Annotated in this window: 18 protein-coding genes; 14 read left to right on the forward strand and 4 right to left on the reverse strand. The window is 49.3% G+C overall.

The window, feature by feature from the left end; translation table 11 throughout:
- Window positions 1–82 precede the first annotated feature (82 nt).
- The 7 genes from LBW89_RS07225 (at window position 83) to LBW89_RS07255 (ending at window position 6,217) form a co-directional block, all read left to right on the forward strand.
- On the forward strand, window positions 83–715 hold the full coding sequence (locus LBW89_RS07225; RefSeq protein ID WP_148456513.1) for a glycoside hydrolase family 11 protein: 633 nt from the start codon (window positions 83–85) through the stop codon (window positions 713–715).
- A 120-nt stretch (window positions 716–835) separates the two neighbouring features.
- Entirely contained in the window at window positions 836–1,681 is an 846-nt protein-coding gene (locus tag LBW89_RS07230) for a formylglycine-generating enzyme family protein (protein WP_225038856.1), read from the forward strand.
- Window positions 1,682–1,871: 190 nt separating this feature from the next.
- A complete protein-coding gene (gene pssA / locus LBW89_RS07235) occupies window positions 1,872–2,399 on the forward strand; it encodes a CDP-diacylglycerol--serine O-phosphatidyltransferase (protein ID WP_148456518.1) in 528 nt (175 codons plus the stop codon).
- Window positions 2,399–2,884, forward strand: a complete 486-nt coding sequence (locus LBW89_RS07240; RefSeq protein ID WP_148456520.1) for a DedA family protein — start codon at window positions 2,399–2,401, stop codon at window positions 2,882–2,884. Before pssA ends, LBW89_RS07240 begins: the two co-directional genes overlap by 1 nt.
- A gap of 79 nt (window positions 2,885–2,963) precedes the next feature.
- Entirely contained in the window at window positions 2,964–3,644 is a 681-nt protein-coding gene (locus tag LBW89_RS07245) for a response regulator transcription factor (protein ID WP_148456523.1), read from the forward strand.
- Window positions 3,641–5,428: a sensor histidine kinase gene (locus LBW89_RS07250; protein ID WP_225038857.1), complete on the forward strand. Its 1,788-nt coding sequence runs from the start codon at window positions 3,641–3,643 to the stop codon at window positions 5,426–5,428. The genes LBW89_RS07245 and LBW89_RS07250 overlap by 4 nt, the downstream gene beginning before the upstream one ends.
- Window positions 5,429–5,509: 81 nt before the next feature.
- Complete coding sequence (locus LBW89_RS07255; protein ID WP_225038858.1) at window positions 5,510–6,217, forward strand: DNA alkylation repair protein; 708 nt, start codon at window positions 5,510–5,512, stop codon at window positions 6,215–6,217.
- A gap of 82 nt (window positions 6,218–6,299) precedes the next feature.
- Here the strand turns inward: LBW89_RS07255 and LBW89_RS07260 are convergent, their stop codons facing one another.
- Window positions 6,300–7,463: an SMI1/KNR4 family protein gene (locus LBW89_RS07260; RefSeq protein ID WP_225038859.1), complete on the reverse strand. Its 1,164-nt coding sequence runs from the start codon at window positions 7,461–7,463 to the stop codon at window positions 6,300–6,302.
- Between the two features lie 203 nt (window positions 7,464–7,666).
- Between LBW89_RS07260 and LBW89_RS07265 the strand changes: the two genes are divergently transcribed.
- The 6 genes from LBW89_RS07265 (at window position 7,667) to LBW89_RS07290 (ending at window position 14,251) form a co-directional block, all read left to right on the forward strand.
- Window positions 7,667–8,230 (forward strand): PadR family transcriptional regulator, encoded by a 564-nt coding sequence (locus LBW89_RS07265; RefSeq protein WP_225038860.1) that lies wholly within the window; start codon window positions 7,667–7,669, stop codon window positions 8,228–8,230.
- The gene (locus LBW89_RS07270) at window positions 8,223–9,206 is read left to right on the forward strand and encodes a BtrH N-terminal domain-containing protein (protein ID WP_148456532.1); all 984 of its coding nucleotides are present in this window, start codon (window positions 8,223–8,225) and stop codon (window positions 9,204–9,206) included. The genes LBW89_RS07265 and LBW89_RS07270 overlap by 8 nt, the downstream gene beginning before the upstream one ends.
- A gap of 187 nt (window positions 9,207–9,393) precedes the next feature.
- The gene (locus tag LBW89_RS07275; RefSeq protein WP_225038861.1) at window positions 9,394–10,086 is read left to right on the forward strand and encodes a restriction endonuclease; all 693 of its coding nucleotides are present in this window, start codon (window positions 9,394–9,396) and stop codon (window positions 10,084–10,086) included.
- Window positions 10,087–10,428: 342 nt separating this feature from the next.
- The gene (locus LBW89_RS07280) at window positions 10,429–11,016 is read left to right on the forward strand and encodes a DUF6985 domain-containing protein (RefSeq protein WP_225038862.1); all 588 of its coding nucleotides are present in this window, start codon (window positions 10,429–10,431) and stop codon (window positions 11,014–11,016) included.
- A 27-nt stretch (window positions 11,017–11,043) separates the two neighbouring features.
- Window positions 11,044–12,300, forward strand: a complete 1,257-nt coding sequence (locus LBW89_RS07285; protein WP_225038863.1) for a hypothetical protein — start codon at window positions 11,044–11,046, stop codon at window positions 12,298–12,300.
- 595 nt (window positions 12,301–12,895) lie between these two features.
- Entirely contained in the window at window positions 12,896–14,251 is a 1,356-nt protein-coding gene (locus tag LBW89_RS07290) for a helix-turn-helix domain-containing protein (protein WP_263639055.1), read from the forward strand.
- Between the two features lie 420 nt (window positions 14,252–14,671).
- Here the strand turns inward: LBW89_RS07290 and LBW89_RS07295 are convergent, their stop codons facing one another.
- Window positions 14,672–15,379 (reverse strand): CPBP family intramembrane glutamic endopeptidase, encoded by a 708-nt coding sequence (locus LBW89_RS07295; protein ID WP_225038865.1) that lies wholly within the window; start codon window positions 15,377–15,379, stop codon window positions 14,672–14,674.
- Window positions 15,380–15,475: 96 nt separating this feature from the next.
- Between LBW89_RS07295 and LBW89_RS07300 the strand changes: the two genes are divergently transcribed.
- The gene (locus tag LBW89_RS07300; protein WP_225038866.1) at window positions 15,476–16,267 is read left to right on the forward strand and encodes a MerR family transcriptional regulator; all 792 of its coding nucleotides are present in this window, start codon (window positions 15,476–15,478) and stop codon (window positions 16,265–16,267) included.
- Here the strand turns inward: LBW89_RS07300 and LBW89_RS07305 are convergent.
- Together LBW89_RS07305 and LBW89_RS07310 are read right to left on the reverse strand one after the other, a co-directional pair.
- Window positions 16,218–17,219: a LacI family DNA-binding transcriptional regulator gene (locus tag LBW89_RS07305; protein ID WP_148456546.1), complete on the reverse strand. Its 1,002-nt coding sequence runs from the start codon at window positions 17,217–17,219 to the stop codon at window positions 16,218–16,220. The genes LBW89_RS07300 and LBW89_RS07305 overlap by 50 nt on opposite strands.
- Before the next feature lie 180 nt (window positions 17,220–17,399).
- The gene (locus tag LBW89_RS07310) at window positions 17,400–17,597 is read right to left on the reverse strand and encodes a hypothetical protein (RefSeq protein ID WP_225038867.1); all 198 of its coding nucleotides are present in this window, start codon (window positions 17,595–17,597) and stop codon (window positions 17,400–17,402) included.
- Between the last annotated feature and the right edge of the window lie 27 nt (window positions 17,598–17,624).

Raw genomic sequence — 17,624 nt, forward strand, 5'->3', positions numbered from 1 at the left:
AGTAAAAGGAGGTGACAGTGCGTGTTAGTTACTCCCTGGAGACGCCAGGGGGAAGACCAAAACATTTCAGGAGGTACAATGCATGTTCAAGTTTAAAAAGAAAGTTCTGGCAACTTTTATGGCGGCTGCCATGAGTCTTAGCTTGTTTTCGGTTACCGCCAGCGCGAATACGTATTGGCAAAATTGGACCGACGGCGGCGGGACCGTGAACGCGGTCAACGGATCGGGCGGCAATTACAGTGTGACATGGCAAAATACCGGGAATTTTGTGGTCGGTAAAGGCTGGGCCAACGGATCGCCAAATCGAACGATCAACTATAACGCCGGCGTCTGGGCCCCGTCCGGGAATGCGTATTTGACGCTTTATGGATGGACGCGGAACTCGCTGATCGAATATTACGTCGTTGACAGCTGGGGGACTTACAGACCAACCGGAACATATAAAGGCACCGTGACCAGTGATGGTGGTACTTATGACATCTATACGACGATGCGATACAACGCACCTTCGATTGACGGAACGCAGACGTTCCAACAGTTCTGGAGCGTCCGGCAGTCGAAAAGACCGACCGGAAGCAACGTGGCCATCACTTTTGGCAACCATGTCAACGCGTGGAGAAGTAAAGGCATGAACTTGGGAAGCAGTTGGGCTTACCAGGTGCTGGCGACGGAGGGGTACCAAAGCAGCGGCAGCTCCAACGTAACGGTGTGGTAATCGCTGTAACCGGATAGAAGTTCATTTTGCTGAGGCCGCTTCGGCCTCTCAGCCGGGCGGCCTTATTAAACTACATACTGCGGAAAGAGGGCTATTCCTAGTTCTAAAGGAGATCTATCGATGAGAAAGCTATTGATTTTTCCATTGCTGGTCATCTTGGTTGTCATAAGCGCCTGTTCATCGGAAAAACCGGCCGAGAAGAAGGGTGACTTGGTTTTCGTCAAAGGCGGGGCTTTTAAAAACACAAAGTCCAGTTTCTATGGGAAAAATATAACCCTTGCCGACTTCTATATCGGCAAATATGAGGTGACGCAGCAAGAGTGGGTGGAGATTATGGGAAGCAATCCCTCCCAATTCAGAGGCGACGATTTGCCGGTGGAAATGGTAAGTTGGTACGACGTTATCGAGTATTGCAATCAAAGGAGTCTAAAAGAGGGGTTAACCCCGGTTTACGATATAGATAAGCAGACGAAGGACCCGAACAACAAGAGCGAATACGACCCTTTGAAATGGACGGTAACGATCCATGAGGGGGCCAACGGTTACCGGCTGCCGACGGAAGCGGAGTGGGAATATGCCGCCGGCGGGGGGCAGATGAGCAAAAGCTACACCTACAGCGGAAGCGATCGGGCGGAGGAAGCGGCATGGTATTGGCGGAACGCCGGAGAGCGATACCTATCCGGAGATTGGAACTGGTCCAGCATCGAAAGCAACAACAGCCAACCCCGATCCGTCGGTCTCAAGAAACCCAATGAGCTGGGACTTTATGATATGTCGGGCAATGTCAGGGAATGGTGCTGGGATTGGTATGGAGAAGATTCGGCAAGCAGCGGCGGTGCGTTCCGCGTGGTGAAGGGCGGCGGTTGGATCGGCGACGTTAGCAGCAGCGAGCTGTCTTTCCGGGGCAAGTTCGAAGCGAGCGGCTTTGGCCCCGATCAGGGTTTTCGGGTAAGTCGCAGCAAGTAGACGGGCTCCGAAGTTTTTGAAATAGGTGTTTTATAGTAATATTGAGGCCTTTCTTCCTCTGACGGAGAAGGGCTTTTTGCATGCCTCGCGGAAAACACAAGAAGAACACAACTTTTGTCTATACTTGTCAAACGGTCGGAAGAAATTGGACAGGCCGGAGATCAAGCCGAATGATGTGGAGTGATTTATAATGAAAAAAGTGTTTCCGTCCGTATTGACGCTGGGCAATTTATTGTTGGGCTTTTCCGCTATTTTATTCGTATATCAGGGCCAAACCGCAGCCTCCATGATGCTGATTTTGCTGGGGTTGTTCTGTGATTTTTTCGACGGTTTTTGCGCCAGAAAGCTGAATGCCGTCTCGGAGCTGGGCAAGGAGCTGGATTCGCTGGCCGATCTTGTCACCTTCGGGATCGCACCCGCCGCACTGGCCTACGTCACTTCGCTGCAAGAGATTCGCGTATGGGGAGCGGTCAGCTGCTTGGCTTACGTCTGCTGCGGTGCCCTGCGTCTAGCGCGCTTTAATGCTGCGCAGAGCCATATGCCGGGCTTTGTCGGGATGCCGATCCCGCTGGCGGCTCTGCTCGTTCTGCTGTTGAGCGTGTCTTTGCCGCCGCTGTTCGTGGCGTTCGGAACGCTGCTGCTTAGTTTGCTGATGGTCAGCAGAATTTCTTTTCCCAGTTTGAAAAAAATAAAGCCCGAAGTGGCAGAGGACTGCTGATGGCATCGGCGCTTCAATTTCTGTCGGATTACGGGTACGTTGCTATACTCTTTCTCTTAACGCTGGGGATCGTCGGCTTGCCTATACCGGATGAACTGCTGATGACCGCGGTCGGGTATTTGACCTTGATCGGTACAATGAAGCTGCCCTATGCGCTGTTCTTTAGCTTTGTCGGCGCGCTGAGCGGCATGCTCATCAGCTACTTGATCGGCAAAAGAGCCGGACGTCCCTTTCTGGACCGTTTCGGGAGATGGGTGGGGTTAAAGCAGCACCGGATCGCCAAGGTCGAAAGATGGATGAATAAATACGGCCCTTTCTCCATCGTGATCGGCTATTTTATTCCCGGACTTCGGCATGTCACCTGCTACCTGTGCGGAATAAGCCGAATGCCGCTGCGGAAATACTGTCTGTTTGCGTCCATCGGCGCCTTTGTTTGGTGTTTGATTTTTATCATGGCGGGAAGAATTCTGGGGTATGCACACTAACGGACAGTTGGTATCTTTATTTAAGAATCAACGGCGTTGCCAACGAAAAATGAAGGGCCGTCGGGAAGGAGGCGCGGTTTTGACGAGAAAAGTATTGATTGTTGAGGACGAACATCGCATCCGGGAGCTGATCTCGGATTATTTTGCTGCGCAAAACTGGGAGGTATGCCAGGCGGCGGATGGCGAAGAAGGCCTTTACGTGTTCGAAACGGAAGTGCCGGACCTGGTGATACTCGACTTGATGATGCCCGAAATGGATGGCTGGGAATTGTGCCGCCGGATTCGCCGGCGTTCCGGGGTCCCGATCATTATTCTGACCGCGGTGTCCGGGGATGAGCGTCAGATTGAAGGTTATGAGTTGGGGGCGGATGATTATGTAACGAAGCCTTTCAGCCCCAAAGTGCTCGTCTCGAAAGCGGAAGTGCTGATGAGGCGGATTGACGGTCAACTCACGCCCAATCCCTATGCGCCGGTGGGATGCGGCGTGATGCTGCATATCCGTAATCGGCGGTTGGAAAGGGAGGGGGAGTCGATCGACCTGACGCCCAAGGAGTATGAACTCCTCCAGTTACTGCTGCGCAACCGGGGGATCGTAATGCCGCGGGAAACGATATTAAGCCACACTTGGGGGCCGGATTACGAAGGGGATATCCGAGTCGTGGATACGCACATCAAGAAGCTGAGAAGCAAGCTGGGGCCGGCGGCAGACTGCGTCAGGACCGTTTTCGGCATCGGGTACATCTATGAGGAGGCGCCATGAAGCGGTTCGGCGTTACGACCAAGCTTTTTATCGCTACGGCCGTCATCTTTATTCTTTTTTATGTGATCGTGCTCCTGTGTCAGCTGCTGGTTTTTCCCGAGTTTTATGAGCATCGGAAGATGAACAAGCTGGAACGGGCGGCGACGGCGTTAGCGTCCATATATCAAAAGGACCCGGAAGCGGCCCGCGAACCGTACTCGAAGACCTGGCTGCAGATGCACAAGAATGAAGCCGACTTCGCGCTGACGGATTTTGCGGGCAATGTGTCGATCAATGATCCTTTTCGGATGCGGATCCTCCGCGAAGACGGCAAGGTGATTGATGTCTCGCTGTCTTATTTCGTCAGTGCTTACCGGCGGGATTTCAAGCGCATGAATATTAAGGTCGGACAAGAAGTGGAAGTGCGAGGAGAGTTCGCCGAGGGTGCTGGCAGCGTGAGTACGGGCAGCGTCACCTTTTATCCGCATTATCTCAAAAAAATCGACGGGACCCATCCGGGCGCCTTCCAAGAAATCGGAAGGATCGAGGCGGGGGGGACGGAATCCGATGTGGTGAGAGGCAAAGTGGAGAAGATCAGCGTCCCCAATCTTAGCAAAGCGGGGATACGTCTCGGTGTGCTGTATTCGGCGATGGACGAATTTTTCCCGCTGTCGACAGCCTATACGGAACGGTTAAAGCAAATGGAGCCGATCGAGCAGAGGTGGACCGATCCGTGGACCGGAAGCCGCAACGGGATTATCATGCAGCCGGTGCTCAGCCGGAACGGCGGGATTGAAGTGCTGTTTCTCGTGACCTCACTGCAGGAAATCAAGGAGACGAATAGCGCGCTGCGCCTGTTCTACGGGTATCTGGGCCTCGGCGGTTTCATATTGATCATGCTGCTTTCCATTTTTTATTCCCGCATGCTCACGCGTCCTCTTTTGCTGCTGAACAAGCGCGCCGAGGAAATGAAGCATTTGAATTTTTCCGGGGGACAGCCCGTTCAACGGAAAGACGAATTGGGCAGCCTGTCGAATACCTTGTTTGAATTGTCCAGCAAGCTGGAGAGGACGCTGGGCGAGCTGAATGAAACGAATGCCCGCTTAAGGAGGGAGATCGAGCAGAACAAGGAGCTGGAACAGCTGCAGAAAGACTTTTTCGCCAACGCCTCGCATGAACTCAAGACGCCGATCAGCATTGTGCGGGGATTCGCGGAAGGCCTGCGGGACGGAATCAGCGCGGGGCGGCAGGATCATTATGTCGGCGTCATTCTGGAGGAAAGCGGGAAAATGGAGCGGCTCGTTCAGGATATGCTGGATCTGCTGCGGCTGGAGTCGCCTACCGTTAAACTCTACAAATCTCCGATCCTGCTCGGCGAACTTACGGAGGATATGCTGGAGAAGCTCGTCTATCAGTTGCGGGAAAAGAGGCTTACCGCCCGGGTCATTCGGGATGGAGAACGGGAAATTATGGCGGATGCCGCCAAAATGGAACAGGTCGTGATGAATTTGATGACCAATGCCATCCGCCATGCCGAAGAGGGCAGCACGATTCGGATCCGCGTTTCGGCTGAAGGCGAGGCTTGTGTCTACTCCATCCATAACCAAGGCGAGGCGCTTCCCGACGCTTACCTGAAACGAATTTGGGAGCGATTCTTCCGGGCAGAACCGTCGAGGGATCGCAAAAGCGGTGGGACGGGCCTCGGACTCGCCATCGTCAGACGGATTCTGGAGCTGCACGAGTGTGAATACCAGGTGGAGAACAAGGACGGCGGTGTCATGTTTACCCTTAAGTTCTGGACCTGATCCGAGCTTGAGCCTTGGGTGCTCCGCGTAGTAAGCTTAATGAAGACTCAAATGAATTCTAGGGAGGCTTGAGATCAAACCATGGATCTGGAATCGGTGATGCAGGAGCTCGAAGCGCTCGGCAAGGAACGGCTCAAAAAAATGTACGTATCCAATGGCGCCCGTGAACCGCTGTTTGGCGTGGCGACCGGAGAGATGAAGCCTCTCTTCAGGAAAATCAAAATCAACCAGCCGTTGGCCGAGCAGTTGTACGCGACGGGGAATTACGACGCGATGTATTTTGCCGGCATCATTGCCGATCCCAAGGCGATGACGGAGGCGGACTTTGAGCGCTGGATGGACGGGGCTTATTTCTATATGCTGTCCGATTATGTGGTGGCGGTAACCTTGGCGGAAACGGAGATCGCCCAAGAAGTGGCCGACAAGTGGATCGCCAGCGGCGAAGAGCTGAGAATGTCGGCGGGGTGGAGCTGTTACTGCTGGCTGTTGGGAAGCCGGCCGGATGATGAATTTTCCGAGAGCAAACTTGCCCATATGCTTGAAACTGTGGAAAAAACGATTCACGGGGCTCCCGAACGAACGAAGTCCGCGATGAACAACTTTATCTACACCGTAGCTGTATCGTATTTGCCGCTCCACCATCAGGCGGTCGAGACCGCCAAGGCCGTCGGACCGGTGGAACTTAAGAAGGACAACAAAAAGAGCAGCTTCCTGAAGGCTTCCGAAAACATACAGAAGACCTTGGACCGGGGAAAGCTTGGATTTAAACGAAAATATGTACGGTGTTAGGGGGCAGGGTCTCTCCCTACGCCTGTTCAATGCAGAGGAGGGGGACGAGCAGGGCTCGTTCCCCCGTTTCTTTTCAACGGGCCTAGCGTCGAATCCGATACACCTCTCCGCACAATCTGCCTTGAATTTGCAGTCGGTCTCCTACCGCCAAATCGGGAATGTCCAGCCCCCGGATCAGAATTTCTTGTTCCAGCCCCTCCACATACAAAGGGAAGGCGAGCTCGCCCGTATCATACTTGAATAATCTCCGGACTTGGCCAATCACGATATGCTCGGACCGGTCTCCGATGAGATTCATAGGCGGACCGGAGGAGTTACCGGTCTGGGGTGGCGCCGGACTTGTCGGACTTACCGGACTAGCGCTTTCCTCCAGCTTTTTGTACACCACAGGACTAAACGACCTATCCTCCATATACAAGGAGACGACCAATCGGTCATGAACCTGGGTCAGCTCCGTATGTCCCCCTTCAAGGGCAAAATCGCCGGGACAGAAATACTCAAACTGAAATTCAAAAGGGGGCTCCGCTTTTTTTACCGTCAAATCCCTCACATTGCCGCCCAGCTTGACCTTGGTGATGACGCAATCGAATGGATCATTCCGCTCCAGCTCCGCTCGTCTCTCCAATATCCGGCGCTCCAGCCATTTCAGGTAATACTCGGCAAAGGAATCGCTGACTTTACGTATACCTTGTCCATGACAGGTGTCTATGTAATAGAGTTGACCGGCCAATTCACCGGTAACAATCATCACGATATAATATCCGCATCCGTCATGGTGCAGGGTAATCGTCCCTTGCAGCGCTTCGCTATAGAGCCGGTTATAGTGCTCGTCCGCCGCATCCTCATCCATGTCGCTGTCCCCATCCTCGTAATCCTCATGAAACGCCCGGTTGCAGCTGTCCGCGCTGAAAGGGCGGCTTATATAATCCGGTTCCGTTTCCTCCTGCAAGCAATATTCCAAGCAAGCCTTGGCATGAGACAGGGATAAGGGAAATTGCCGCTTCTTGGCGGCTCCGTCTCCAATATAGATCAGAAAATCCCGATAGTCCTGCGGGAGCGGGGTGCCGGCCGCCGCCTCAAACTGTTCCACCTGGCTTTCCGATAATCTTTCATGAAGCACATAGGGGAACTCCCCTTGGTACAAGCCCTTATACTCATCCAGCAGCTTGTTGACGGTTTGGATAAATTCGCTCGGCTGCGGCGGTTCGGCGTTTTTGCGGAATAGGCCTTTAAAATGATTCCTCATGGTTTTTATTCGCTCCTATGTATATATTCTAAGTTCTTATTTTACAGGATTGTGGCAGGACATGTCTTGTGGCCTTTCCAAGCAAATATCCTCGTCTAAATAAGTCCATGATAAAGTCCACGATATGGAAGCGACGTGATTGCTCTTATATTACACTAATGTTATATTACAGATATGAAGTATTAATTATGAGGGGTCTCGCAATGAACCAACTTTCGAATGTTGAATTTATGCTGTTGCAACTTATCGCGGAATGCAATCAAGCGTCAGGTTACGACATTAACAAGTTAATCGATCAACGCGGCTTTCGGGAATGGGCGAATATCGGCACGACTTCGGTTTACGCTGGATTGAAGAAATTGAACCATAAAGGATTGATCGAGTCCGAGGATTCAGGTGAGAAGTCCGGCAAGGGACCTATGCCGATCCGATTTGTCATCACGGAAGCCGGGATGGCAACGCTGAGAAATGAAATCATCAACGGCCTATCTTCTTCGCGAGAGCGCGATAACCGATTCGATCTCGGGCTTGCCGCTTTACCTTTTATCGATAAGGATGAAGCGATTGAAGCTTTGCGGAAACGGCAGGTTGTGCTTGGGGAGGCTTTACAACATATAAGACAGAAGTACGAATCGCAAGGCTCGATTCGATTACCGCTGTACGTAAGGGCGCTATTCCTTCATCCGATGAGTCTTATCGAGAGCGAGCAAGCGTTCGTTGCAAAAATAATCAACGAATTGTTGGAGGAGACGAGGGATCATGACTAAGATCATTGAAGGCTTCAGCCCTTTTCAAGGGGAACATTGCGAGACGACAACCATGGGCAATTTACTTCAATTTGCAGGAGTCCGACTATCGGAGCCGATGTTATTTGGTCTTGGGCAAGGGTTGGGCTTCATTTATTGGGATTCGAAGGGAATGGACTTTCCTTTTATTGGGGGAAGGGTGAAGCCGGATGAAATCACTGCTTGCCTAGCATCCCGGCTCAACATCACCGTCAAGACGCAAGAAACCTCGTCCGTCGAAAAAGCGTGGCGGAACGTACGGAGCTTCATCGAAAGCGGAATTCCCGTGGGGCTTAAGCTGGACTCCTATTATTTGGATTATTTCACGAACAAAGTGCACTTCGCCGGCCACTATGCAGTGATTTATGGCATGGATGACGAATACGCCTACATGGCGGATACCAGACAACAGGGAGGACTTGTGAAGACGAGTTTGGCCCATTTGGCGATGGCTAGAAACGCAAAGGGACCCATGAGCTCCAGGAATCGTTCCTTTACGATCGAGCCGATCGGCACCTTTCCACCGCTTATCCCCGCCATCCGGTCATCCTTAACCCGGAATGCCCAAGACTACTTGAATCCGCCCATTCGCAATATCGGGAATAAAGGCATTGTGAAAATGAGCAAAGAAATCCTGAAGTGGCCTTCGCGCAGCAAAAATTTTGAGCATGATCTATGCTTGACTGCGTTATTGATGGAAAGAGCGGGAACGGGCGGCGCTTTGTTTCGAAATCTGTATCGGGATTTTCTTAAAGAATGCGTCGATCTGTTTGGAGACCCAAAAGTAGAACAGGCATACCTGATGTTTACTGAAATCGCTCCAATGTGGGTTAACGTTTCTTCATTGATCGACTTTGCGGGTAGAACGGGAAACAAGCAGGAGTTAAACCAGGCTTCCAAGCTTTTGCTCGAGATTGCGGATAAAGAGCGCGTAGCCATGGGGTATTTATGTAGTTAAAGGGCTGGGTTCAGCCCTTCTTTTTTTGATAGGCCAGCGTATCCACTGCTATGAATGAACAGGATTTGCGGGACATTTCAGTAAGAGTTAGGCCATAGCGGGACTTTTCTTTTACCTCAAAAGAGGAAAGTAGGGATAATTGTCGAAAATTGGAATGGATACATAACAGGAAGGATGAAAAATCGGCATGGCTAGAACTTATAAGGCTGAAGGCAGGCAAATAGCCTGCATCCTAAGAGGCTTAATTCTTATTGGAGGATTTTCTCTGTATTTTAGTTTTCCTGGTTTGCATTGGGGGTTCTTCATCGGGATTGTAGTTGGTTCCGTTCTTGTGGCAGAGATCGCCGGTATGTTGTGGACAAAGAAAAGACGTAATCAGAAAAAGCAGATGAAACCCGCGACAACACGAAAAAAAACAACCCCGCCGTCTTCAAGACGCTCAAGCAAATCAGTTAGATCCGATGAGATTATTTTGACAAGCCGACTGGATGATTTATCGGGAGCGGAGTTTGAGCGATTGCTTGCTCTTTATTTCCGGGATCAGGGCTATACAGTTAAAGAAGTAGGCGTAGGTGGCAATGACGGCGGGGTGGATCTTGTAATCATCAACCGTCGCGGCGAAAAAACGGCAGTCCAAGCCAAATGTTATGCCGACCATAATCTTGTTCAGGTGATGACTGTACGGGAACTGGTGGCGGCCAAGCGTAACCACGACTGTATTTTATCCTTGCTCGTCACTACATCCGATTTGACCGCCCCGGCCAAGAAGGAAGCGGAACAATTTAAGGTCGATTATTGGCATGGAGGTCTTATTGAGCAGAAGCTTAAGGCATGGGGAAAGTGGCAGCCGAGCAAAAAACTTCGTCCAGTCGAAAAGTAAGTAACCACTGCCCGTTCTGAAATCATCAAAGCCAAAAGGGGAGGTTGCGGTAACGGATGCCCCATCAGACGACTTGATTATCACGAATTCCTGCAAATCTGCATGTTTTTTTCTTGTTCGAGACCAAAATTTCTAAATGCCTGCAAATCTGCAGGAATTTTCGACGAAACCGGCTCGTTTCTCTAAAATCGCTAGAAATACCTGCAGATTTGCATCTTTTTTCGTATATTGCTCGTGAACCGGCTCAAATACCTGCAGATTTGCATCTTTTTGCAATTTGAAGTGTTGGAAGTATGAGCTAGGCACCTAGATTGGCTTGGGCTAAATACCAAAGGAATGCCTATGGGGGCGAAGCCTCATACTTATCGTGCACCTCACTGCAAATCAACTTTTTGGGAGGGAATATCCATCATCAGCAAATTTCATTTAGAGAGTGTCGGAAAAGAGGTAGACATTTACGCGCCAAATGGCGAGGCCATTTCAGGCTTTGGCCTGTTTGCTTTGACGAATGATCGAGTGGAGTATCATTTCAGAGAGGAGGACATGTGCCTAGAGGAAGCGGAGTCATATATCGAACATGGTTTAAATGCCCTGCCTGATGAGGCGGTTGATCAATTGTGCGATAAGATGTGTGCCTGGAAAGATGAAGTCCTGACCGAGACTTATCCCAATTTGGGGAGAGCCGAGGGATTGTTGGAGGCCAAGGGGAGGAGTATTTTACCCTTTATTTCTATAAGCGACATTCATATCTATAGAAATCCCTATGATCCACAGGATCCCCGGTTTGGAGCTGTCCTTTCCGCCGGAATGGAATGGGATTATGAAGATGGAATTGAAATCATCCTCAAGGGCCAGGAAGTGCTCGAGGTACGGGAGTTTCTGGGGTACGGGGAACATTCCATTTGGGATGAAGACGATTACAAGGAATAGAGGGGTTTTTGCTTTTAGGGGGAGTCTATGAATATCAAACAATTTCGCCATGATTTAGCCCGAGGCCTGGGGAGTATTATCCTTTATCTGAAGCAATCACCGGAACTTTCCGATAAGTACGTTGAGGCTATATATGAGGCTTGCATAAAAAATACGGCCTACGATCCTCAATGTGATGTAAGCAGGGAGAGCTATCTCTGGGAGGTCATGCAGCTATCCAATGCGTCCGATTCCTTGCAAGTAAGAATTCTCGGAACGTTGGAGAGCGATATTGAAGAAGACGATTGGGACTTCTTGCAGGTGTTTCGGTTAGCAAAGCTTTTTGCTTTAAATGGCAACCCGACGGCTCTGGCGACCATGAAAAATGCGTTCCGTTACCGCGAAGACTGGAATGATTTCCTTGGCGGGGAGGAGATTATTGAAGCTGGCGGTGAACAAGGCTTAATATTTATTGCGGAACAAATCGGTAAGGAAGTCATGTCCTCAGACTATATCGCGGATAAATTTCTTTTGGATTTTGCTTATGAGCACTTGGGAAAAGACAACGTAAATAGGTTATTGGGGAGCCGGAAAGATGCGAATATACAGGCTTTTTTGCGTTCGGCAACCCGGGAATCAAAGGAGGACTTGTCCTCAAAGCCGCTTTACGACATGTCCTATGATGAGCTGAAGGTATCTCTGGAAAACTTAAAGCGCCCCCTGTACTCTTATCTTAAATGGGGCATGAAGGCCTCGGAAGAAGACTTATTGAGAGCGGCCCGTGATCTGCTGAAAGAGAGAAGTCTCAAAAAGCTCGAAGTGTATTTAACTATATTTGGTAAAAGGGCATTCCCGCTTGACCCGCAAAAAATAATGGAATTGGTACAATCGAGGCATCCCCGTATTCGATCGGCGGCTATTCGTGCGCTTCATAATATGAAGGATGAGCGCATTCATAGGCTTGCTATCCAGCTTATGGGTCAACAAAGCACCGAAATTGAAGCGTTGGTTCTTTTTATTCATAATTTTATAGAAAGCGATCTACAGTTATTGGAGCGCGTTGTATTTAAAAGACGTAACAAGGACTCGTTTCATACCGTTGGCTTCAGTATATTGGAGATCTTTGAGAAGAATCCGACTCCTTCATGTCAAAAGATTCTAATTGCGTTGTACCAAAGAGGCTTATGTTCTATTTGCCGTAGGCGCTGTGTAGCGATCATGATCGCTAATCACATCCTGCCCACATCTATAAGGGATGAGATAAAGTATGATTGCAATCCCGAGCTCCGGAACATCCTAGAATAAAAAGCTCAAGCGCCGGGCTTCCCTTACCGACGCGTGAGCTTATTTTCTTCTATATACCCTTTCCCAATCTTGGATAACTTCGGCCCGGGTCAAATAGCGATTTTGACGCCATGGTGATGTTTCCCATTCGTCGATCGCCTGCTGTCGCGTTTTAAAAAAACGATAGTCGCAAATATTCCAGGAGCAATACACCTTTCGGTACCACTTTCCTTTTTTAATATCGCCCGCAAATCGGCGTACGGCCTTGCTGGCCTGTCGCTTACTCCATCGCGTACCGGGAGTACGGTGATCCGTCCATACGGGGGATTTCTTGACACTTCTGCTCATTGTATTCTCTAACCTCCTTACGGGAAGCTAGAGGCCGTCTAGTATTTTCATCATTCACCTCATTATAAAGTCTGTTGTTGTTTCAGTTTCCTGTATATATAAACGCCCTCGCTCAAAAATTGTTTCTTGCGAGGGAACTTTGGCTTCAATAAATTGACCGGAGTACAAAAAAAGGATATAGTCTTTAATATACAGAAAATACCATCATATACAATATTGTAGATGTAATCCTGAAGCTATTAATTAGAATTTATATGGGGTGGTTGGGTTGAGTTCATCTACGATACTTGCAGAAGTTACGCAATACATCAGACAGAATGACTTGAACATCAGCCAGTTCGCCAAGAAGCTGGAGATAAACGTCGGAACGGTCAGCTACCTGATCAACGGAAACCGGACGCTAACCGTGGATCATCTGGATCGAATGACAGAGGTATTAGGACTTCCTAAAGGACATTTCTATGAAAGATATATCAAAGAATATTTGCAGGATATAAACCCGGATTGGCGCCGAATTGGCCCCTTCCTTCATAAATGCGCTACGCTGGGAAAGTTGGATTGTGTTCGGCAAATCGTAAATTTGCTGTTGGATGATTTAATGTATTCCACCCCTTTATTTGAGCTGGCGGAAGAGCTATTTAAGAATGGCAACTTCGAAGCAGCGGAAATCCTGTATGAAAATGTGGCGATGAGCGAGAAGAAGCAGTATTCCGAGCGTTTGGCCTTATGTCAGTACAGGCTGTTCAAAATTCGAATCGGTGAAGATCAAGCGAGAAATCTAAAATATGCGCATCAATTTGAGCCCTTCGTTGACCGGTTGGACGAAATTCTGCAATTGGATGCGCTTAAGGATCTGGCTAACTTGTATCGCGCTCTGCGGGAATGGGACCGGGTGGAGACATTAGCAAAAGAGATGGAACATAAGGCAAAAATAATATATTATAGTGATAAGAGGTCTGATAGGGAATTCCAGGAAATACAGAGCAAACTAAGCAGGCCGTTATTTGTCTACATTGCGTACGCAAAACTGTTATGTGCGGATGCCTGTGATTCGAGGTACGACTATGAAGGGGCATTGCAATACACCTATGAATACGCGGATTTAAGCTGGGTGAGGGAAACGGACGAGGATACCAAACACTGGTTGAGTCAGTACAAAAAGTGGTCGCAGGCTAATATCTATGTTAATAAACTTTTGGGAGGAGATATTAGTGTTCTCACCGAATATGTAGATTATCTCCGGGAACACCCGGAGGAGATCTTGCAGGGTATACTTAATATTCTGTTTGCCGCTAACAGATACCAACTTGATGTGGATCATATCCTTCAACAATTTAGTTTGGAAATAGAAGCTTATGAGAGTCAGTCCAAGGATTTCTATCTGTATCAGGTAATCCCCGACCACTATGACAAGTTTTTGTATGAGTTTTCCAATTACTATGTGCGTAAAAGAGACTACAGTAATGCTTTTAATTATATTATACCCGGTCTGAGAAATTCAGTATCGATTAATAACGAAGGCAGTATTATTAAGTTTATGTTGCTTTTTGAACAGGCCAGACACATGGCCACGGAAGAAACGTGTTTACAGTACAGAAATATAATTAGTGAGGTGCGTTGTTAGTATGAAGAAAAAATTAGTTATTGTAGCGACTTTACTTGCATCCTTAATAATTTTTAATCCAAGCATAAGTAATGTGGTTCAAAACTCATCTACAATAGTGACGGCTTTTACACAGCATGGTGGCTCGTAAAATGATTGTTTGTTCTATTAATCAAAAGCCTATTAGACAAGCCTCTGTCTAATAGGCTTTTTTTTGGGCTGGTGCCCATCAACAACCTGGATAACATCGAATTCCTGCAAATCTGCATGTTTTTTTCTTGTTCGGGCCCCAAATTTGAAAATTCCTGCAAATCTGCAGGAATTATCGACGAAACCGGCTCGTTTCTCTGAAATCGCTAGAAATGCCTGCAGATTTGCATCTTTTTTCGCATCCGCTCGATTACCGGTCTAAAATACCTGCAGATTTGCATCTTTTTCGCCCTACCCCACCATAACCGTCAACAAAACCATAATTCCATTGGTTACCCCGTGAATGATCACGGAAGGCCAGATGGAACCCGTACGCTCGTAGGCATACGCAAAAATAACGCCGCTCCAGAAATTCGCCGGCATGACATTATAGGTCGGAATGTGAATAAGGGTGAAGATCGATGCGCTTAGCAGCAGAGCGCCGGTTAAACCTACCCGCGTCCGCAGCCAGCGGTACAAAAAACCTCGATAAAAGATCTCCTCGTAAAGCGGCGAGATTACGGCCCCGGTGATGAAAGCGATGAGAACCGCCAAGAAGGTGGTATTTTCCCGTAAGGCCACGGTTTTGCTGTTCTCATACGTATTCCCCAAAAAGCTGGTAAGCTCCATAATGATCACGGCACCGACCAAAAGGGCAACACTCGATAGAGCAATCAGTTTCCAATTTTTCCGGTCAAACGGCTTCAGCCCCACTTCCGTCCAGGAGAGCCCTTTGGGGCGGAGGGCCACCGCATAGACCCCTAAAATAAGGACAACCGCTATGGTCAGCCCCATTAAAGTTCCGGCATACAGATCATTATGCAGCCACCGGGAATACATGGGGTGAAGGACGAATTTAATGCAGCCTATGACGAATCCAAACTCAAGGAGCATTAGCAGTACAAATTCTTTCCGGCCCCAAGCATCCTGTTCCTTCCAACTTATTTTTTGGACATTCATTTGCTTCTTTCCCCTCTTTCTGCGGATGTTATAAACTAAGCATATTGGATGACGTTACGTCACCTTCAATGCCTTTTTTTCAGAAGGAGGAGAAAAATGAAACGATGGACGACAGGCCAGGTGGCTAAGCAGCGCAATATTTCGGTTCGCACGCTCCGTTACTATGATCAGATCGATCTCCTGAAGCCGAGTTTTAAGGATGATTCCGGCCGCCGGCTCTATACCGAAGAAGATTTGTTTCATTTGGAGAAAATCATGATTCTCAAATCGCTCTCTCTCCCCTTGGAGGACATGCGCGATTTGCTGGATAAGCTGACTTATAAACAAATTCTGGTTTCGCATTATAATTACTTGCAGGAGCAACTCTCCAAACTGCAAACCAGCATTTCGAATACCACATCGCTAATCAATATGATCGATTTGGAAGAATCGTTGTCTTGGGAACAGGTGGCGCAACTGGTGCGAGTGTCGACGCAGACCGGTGCGAAGAAATGGACGGATTATTTTCAAGAGGAGGAAAAGGCGCTTCTGCAAGAGGCTCTCCCCAATATCAGCCAAAATAATGAGACCACCCGGCGGTATATGGCTTTGCTGCGGCGAATCGAGCGGTGCATGAAACACCGGATCCCTCCGGAATCGGAAGAAGGGTATGAGATTGGCCGTGATGTCATACATCTCACGAAGGAAACGTTTCAGGGAGATGCCGAGCTGGAGGAGAAATTCTGGGAAGTCCGCAAGCGGCCTGCCGAAGAAACCGGGCTATACCCGGTTTCCCAAGAGGCATTGGAGTTTGTAGACCGATGTATCGCTTATGCCGAGGAAACTCAGCCCCCGTCTTCTATAGAAAAGGTTTCACCGTCCGTCGCTCCACAATGGAATGAGCAATGATTTGGCTGTCTTCCCTTTCTCCGGTTTCGATCATCCGAATCAATTTCCGGGCGGCGATGGTGCCCATGTCGTACAGCGGCTGGCGAACCGTGGTCAAGGGAGGGACGACCATCCGGGCCAGCTTCAGATCGTCATAGCCCATAATGGACAAATCCTCGGGGACCTTGATGCCATGCTTGGCAGCGGTCGCAAGGGCGGCCACGGCCATCTCGTCGCTGGTGGCGAAAACCGCGGTAAAGTCGGAGTTGTTGTGCAAAAGAGTCTCCATCGCCTCGCAGCCCTTCTCAAACATGAAATCACCGTAGGCGATATAGGATGGATTTAGCGGAATTCCATGCTTCTCCAGGGCTTTCTTGTATCCTTCCACCCTTGGAATACCGGCGAGGGTATCGCTTTTTGTCCCGCTGATCAGGGCGATGTTTCGGTGCCCCAAATGAATCAGGTACTCCACGGCATCAAAGGACGCCTGGAAGTCATCGACTTTGATATACGGGACGGGATACTTGCTCTCGGTGGAGACCAGGACGACGGGAATTTGCATGTCCTCCAGGACTTCGTAATACGCTTGTTTCAGCACTTCACTTGAAAAAATCAGCCCGTCGATCTGCTTTTCCCGCAGGACCTGCAAATATTTCAGCGTTCTTTTGCCGTCGAAATCCGTATTGCACACGATCACGCTATATCCGTTATCCTGTGCGAAATCCTCCACCCCTCGCAGAAGCTCGGAAGAAAAATCGCTGGAAACGTTGGGAAACATCACGCCGAGGGTATGGGTACGTTTATTTATGAGACCGCGGGCGATCGCGTTCGGCTGATACCCGAGCTCTTCAATGGCTTGATATACTTTTTGCTTGGTCTTATCGGAGTACCCGGGCAAATTGTTCAAAACTCGGGACACCGTCGCAATAGAGACGTTGGCTTTGGACGCGACGTCTTTAATGGTTGGCTTCATTCCTGCTGCCTCCGTAGACGATGGAATAGTTCTTACGCTGCATACAGCGTAAACGATTACCCCACATCTTAGAATGTCGCTTTCATTTTGTCAACATGGCGGGGAAGGAGGTTTGGAAGGGGAGGTGAAAATACGGGGAAAAGGGGCGGGATGCCCCTCTTTCGTGCGCTTTACAGCGCTTTACAGCGGTTTGCCGTTGAGCGTGGGCGGGGCCTCCTGCTCCATCTCGGGACCGAATTCGTCTTCGGCCGCGGCGGGATTGCCGTCCTGGTTCCACGCGTCTTTTGTCATAAACGCGCCTTTCCGCCCTTCATCGGTCGAATCTTTGGCCCGCGCCTGTTCGAGCCGTTCCTTGGCTTTCTCGGTCTGATCGTCCACCGGGTTCACCTCCTCTCGCGCATAGAT

This window comes from Paenibacillus sp. alder61 (assembly GCF_020179875.1).
Taxonomy (GTDB): Bacteria; Bacillota; Bacilli; order Paenibacillales; family Paenibacillaceae; genus Fontibacillus; species Fontibacillus faecis.

Bases quoted from the DNA above. Each gene is read 5' to 3' on its own strand.
- LBW89_RS07230 (WP_225038856.1), top strand. From the start codon at position 836: ATGAGAAAGCTATTGATTTTTCCATTGCTGGTCATCTTGGTTGTCATA.
- LBW89_RS07250 (WP_225038857.1), top strand. From the start codon at position 3,641: ATGAAGCGGTTCGGCGTTACGACCAAGCTTTTTATCGCTACGGCCGTC.
- LBW89_RS07305 (WP_148456546.1), bottom strand. From the start codon at position 17,219: ATGAAGCCAACCATTAAAGACGTCGCGTCCAAAGCCAACGTCTCTATT.
- LBW89_RS07295 (WP_225038865.1), bottom strand. From the start codon at position 15,379: ATGAATGTCCAAAAAATAAGTTGGAAGGAACAGGATGCTTGGGGCCGG.
- LBW89_RS07275 (WP_225038861.1), top strand. From the start codon at position 9,394: ATGGCTAGAACTTATAAGGCTGAAGGCAGGCAAATAGCCTGCATCCTA.
- pssA (WP_148456518.1), top strand. From the start codon at position 1,872: ATGAAAAAAGTGTTTCCGTCCGTATTGACGCTGGGCAATTTATTGTTG.
- LBW89_RS07225 (WP_148456513.1), top strand. From the start codon at position 83: ATGTTCAAGTTTAAAAAGAAAGTTCTGGCAACTTTTATGGCGGCTGCC.
- LBW89_RS07300 (WP_225038866.1), top strand. From the start codon at position 15,476: ATGAAACGATGGACGACAGGCCAGGTGGCTAAGCAGCGCAATATTTCG.
- LBW89_RS07265 (WP_225038860.1), top strand. From the start codon at position 7,667: ATGAACCAACTTTCGAATGTTGAATTTATGCTGTTGCAACTTATCGCG.
- LBW89_RS07255 (WP_225038858.1), top strand. From the start codon at position 5,510: ATGGATCTGGAATCGGTGATGCAGGAGCTCGAAGCGCTCGGCAAGGAA.
- LBW89_RS07270 (WP_148456532.1), top strand. From the start codon at position 8,223: ATGACTAAGATCATTGAAGGCTTCAGCCCTTTTCAAGGGGAACATTGC.
- LBW89_RS07280 (WP_225038862.1), top strand. From the start codon at position 10,429: ATGGGGGCGAAGCCTCATACTTATCGTGCACCTCACTGCAAATCAACT.
- LBW89_RS07240 (WP_148456520.1), top strand. From the start codon at position 2,399: ATGGCATCGGCGCTTCAATTTCTGTCGGATTACGGGTACGTTGCTATA.
- LBW89_RS07260 (WP_225038859.1), bottom strand. From the start codon at position 7,463: ATGAGGAATCATTTTAAAGGCCTATTCCGCAAAAACGCCGAACCGCCG.
- LBW89_RS07285 (WP_225038863.1), top strand. From the start codon at position 11,044: ATGAATATCAAACAATTTCGCCATGATTTAGCCCGAGGCCTGGGGAGT.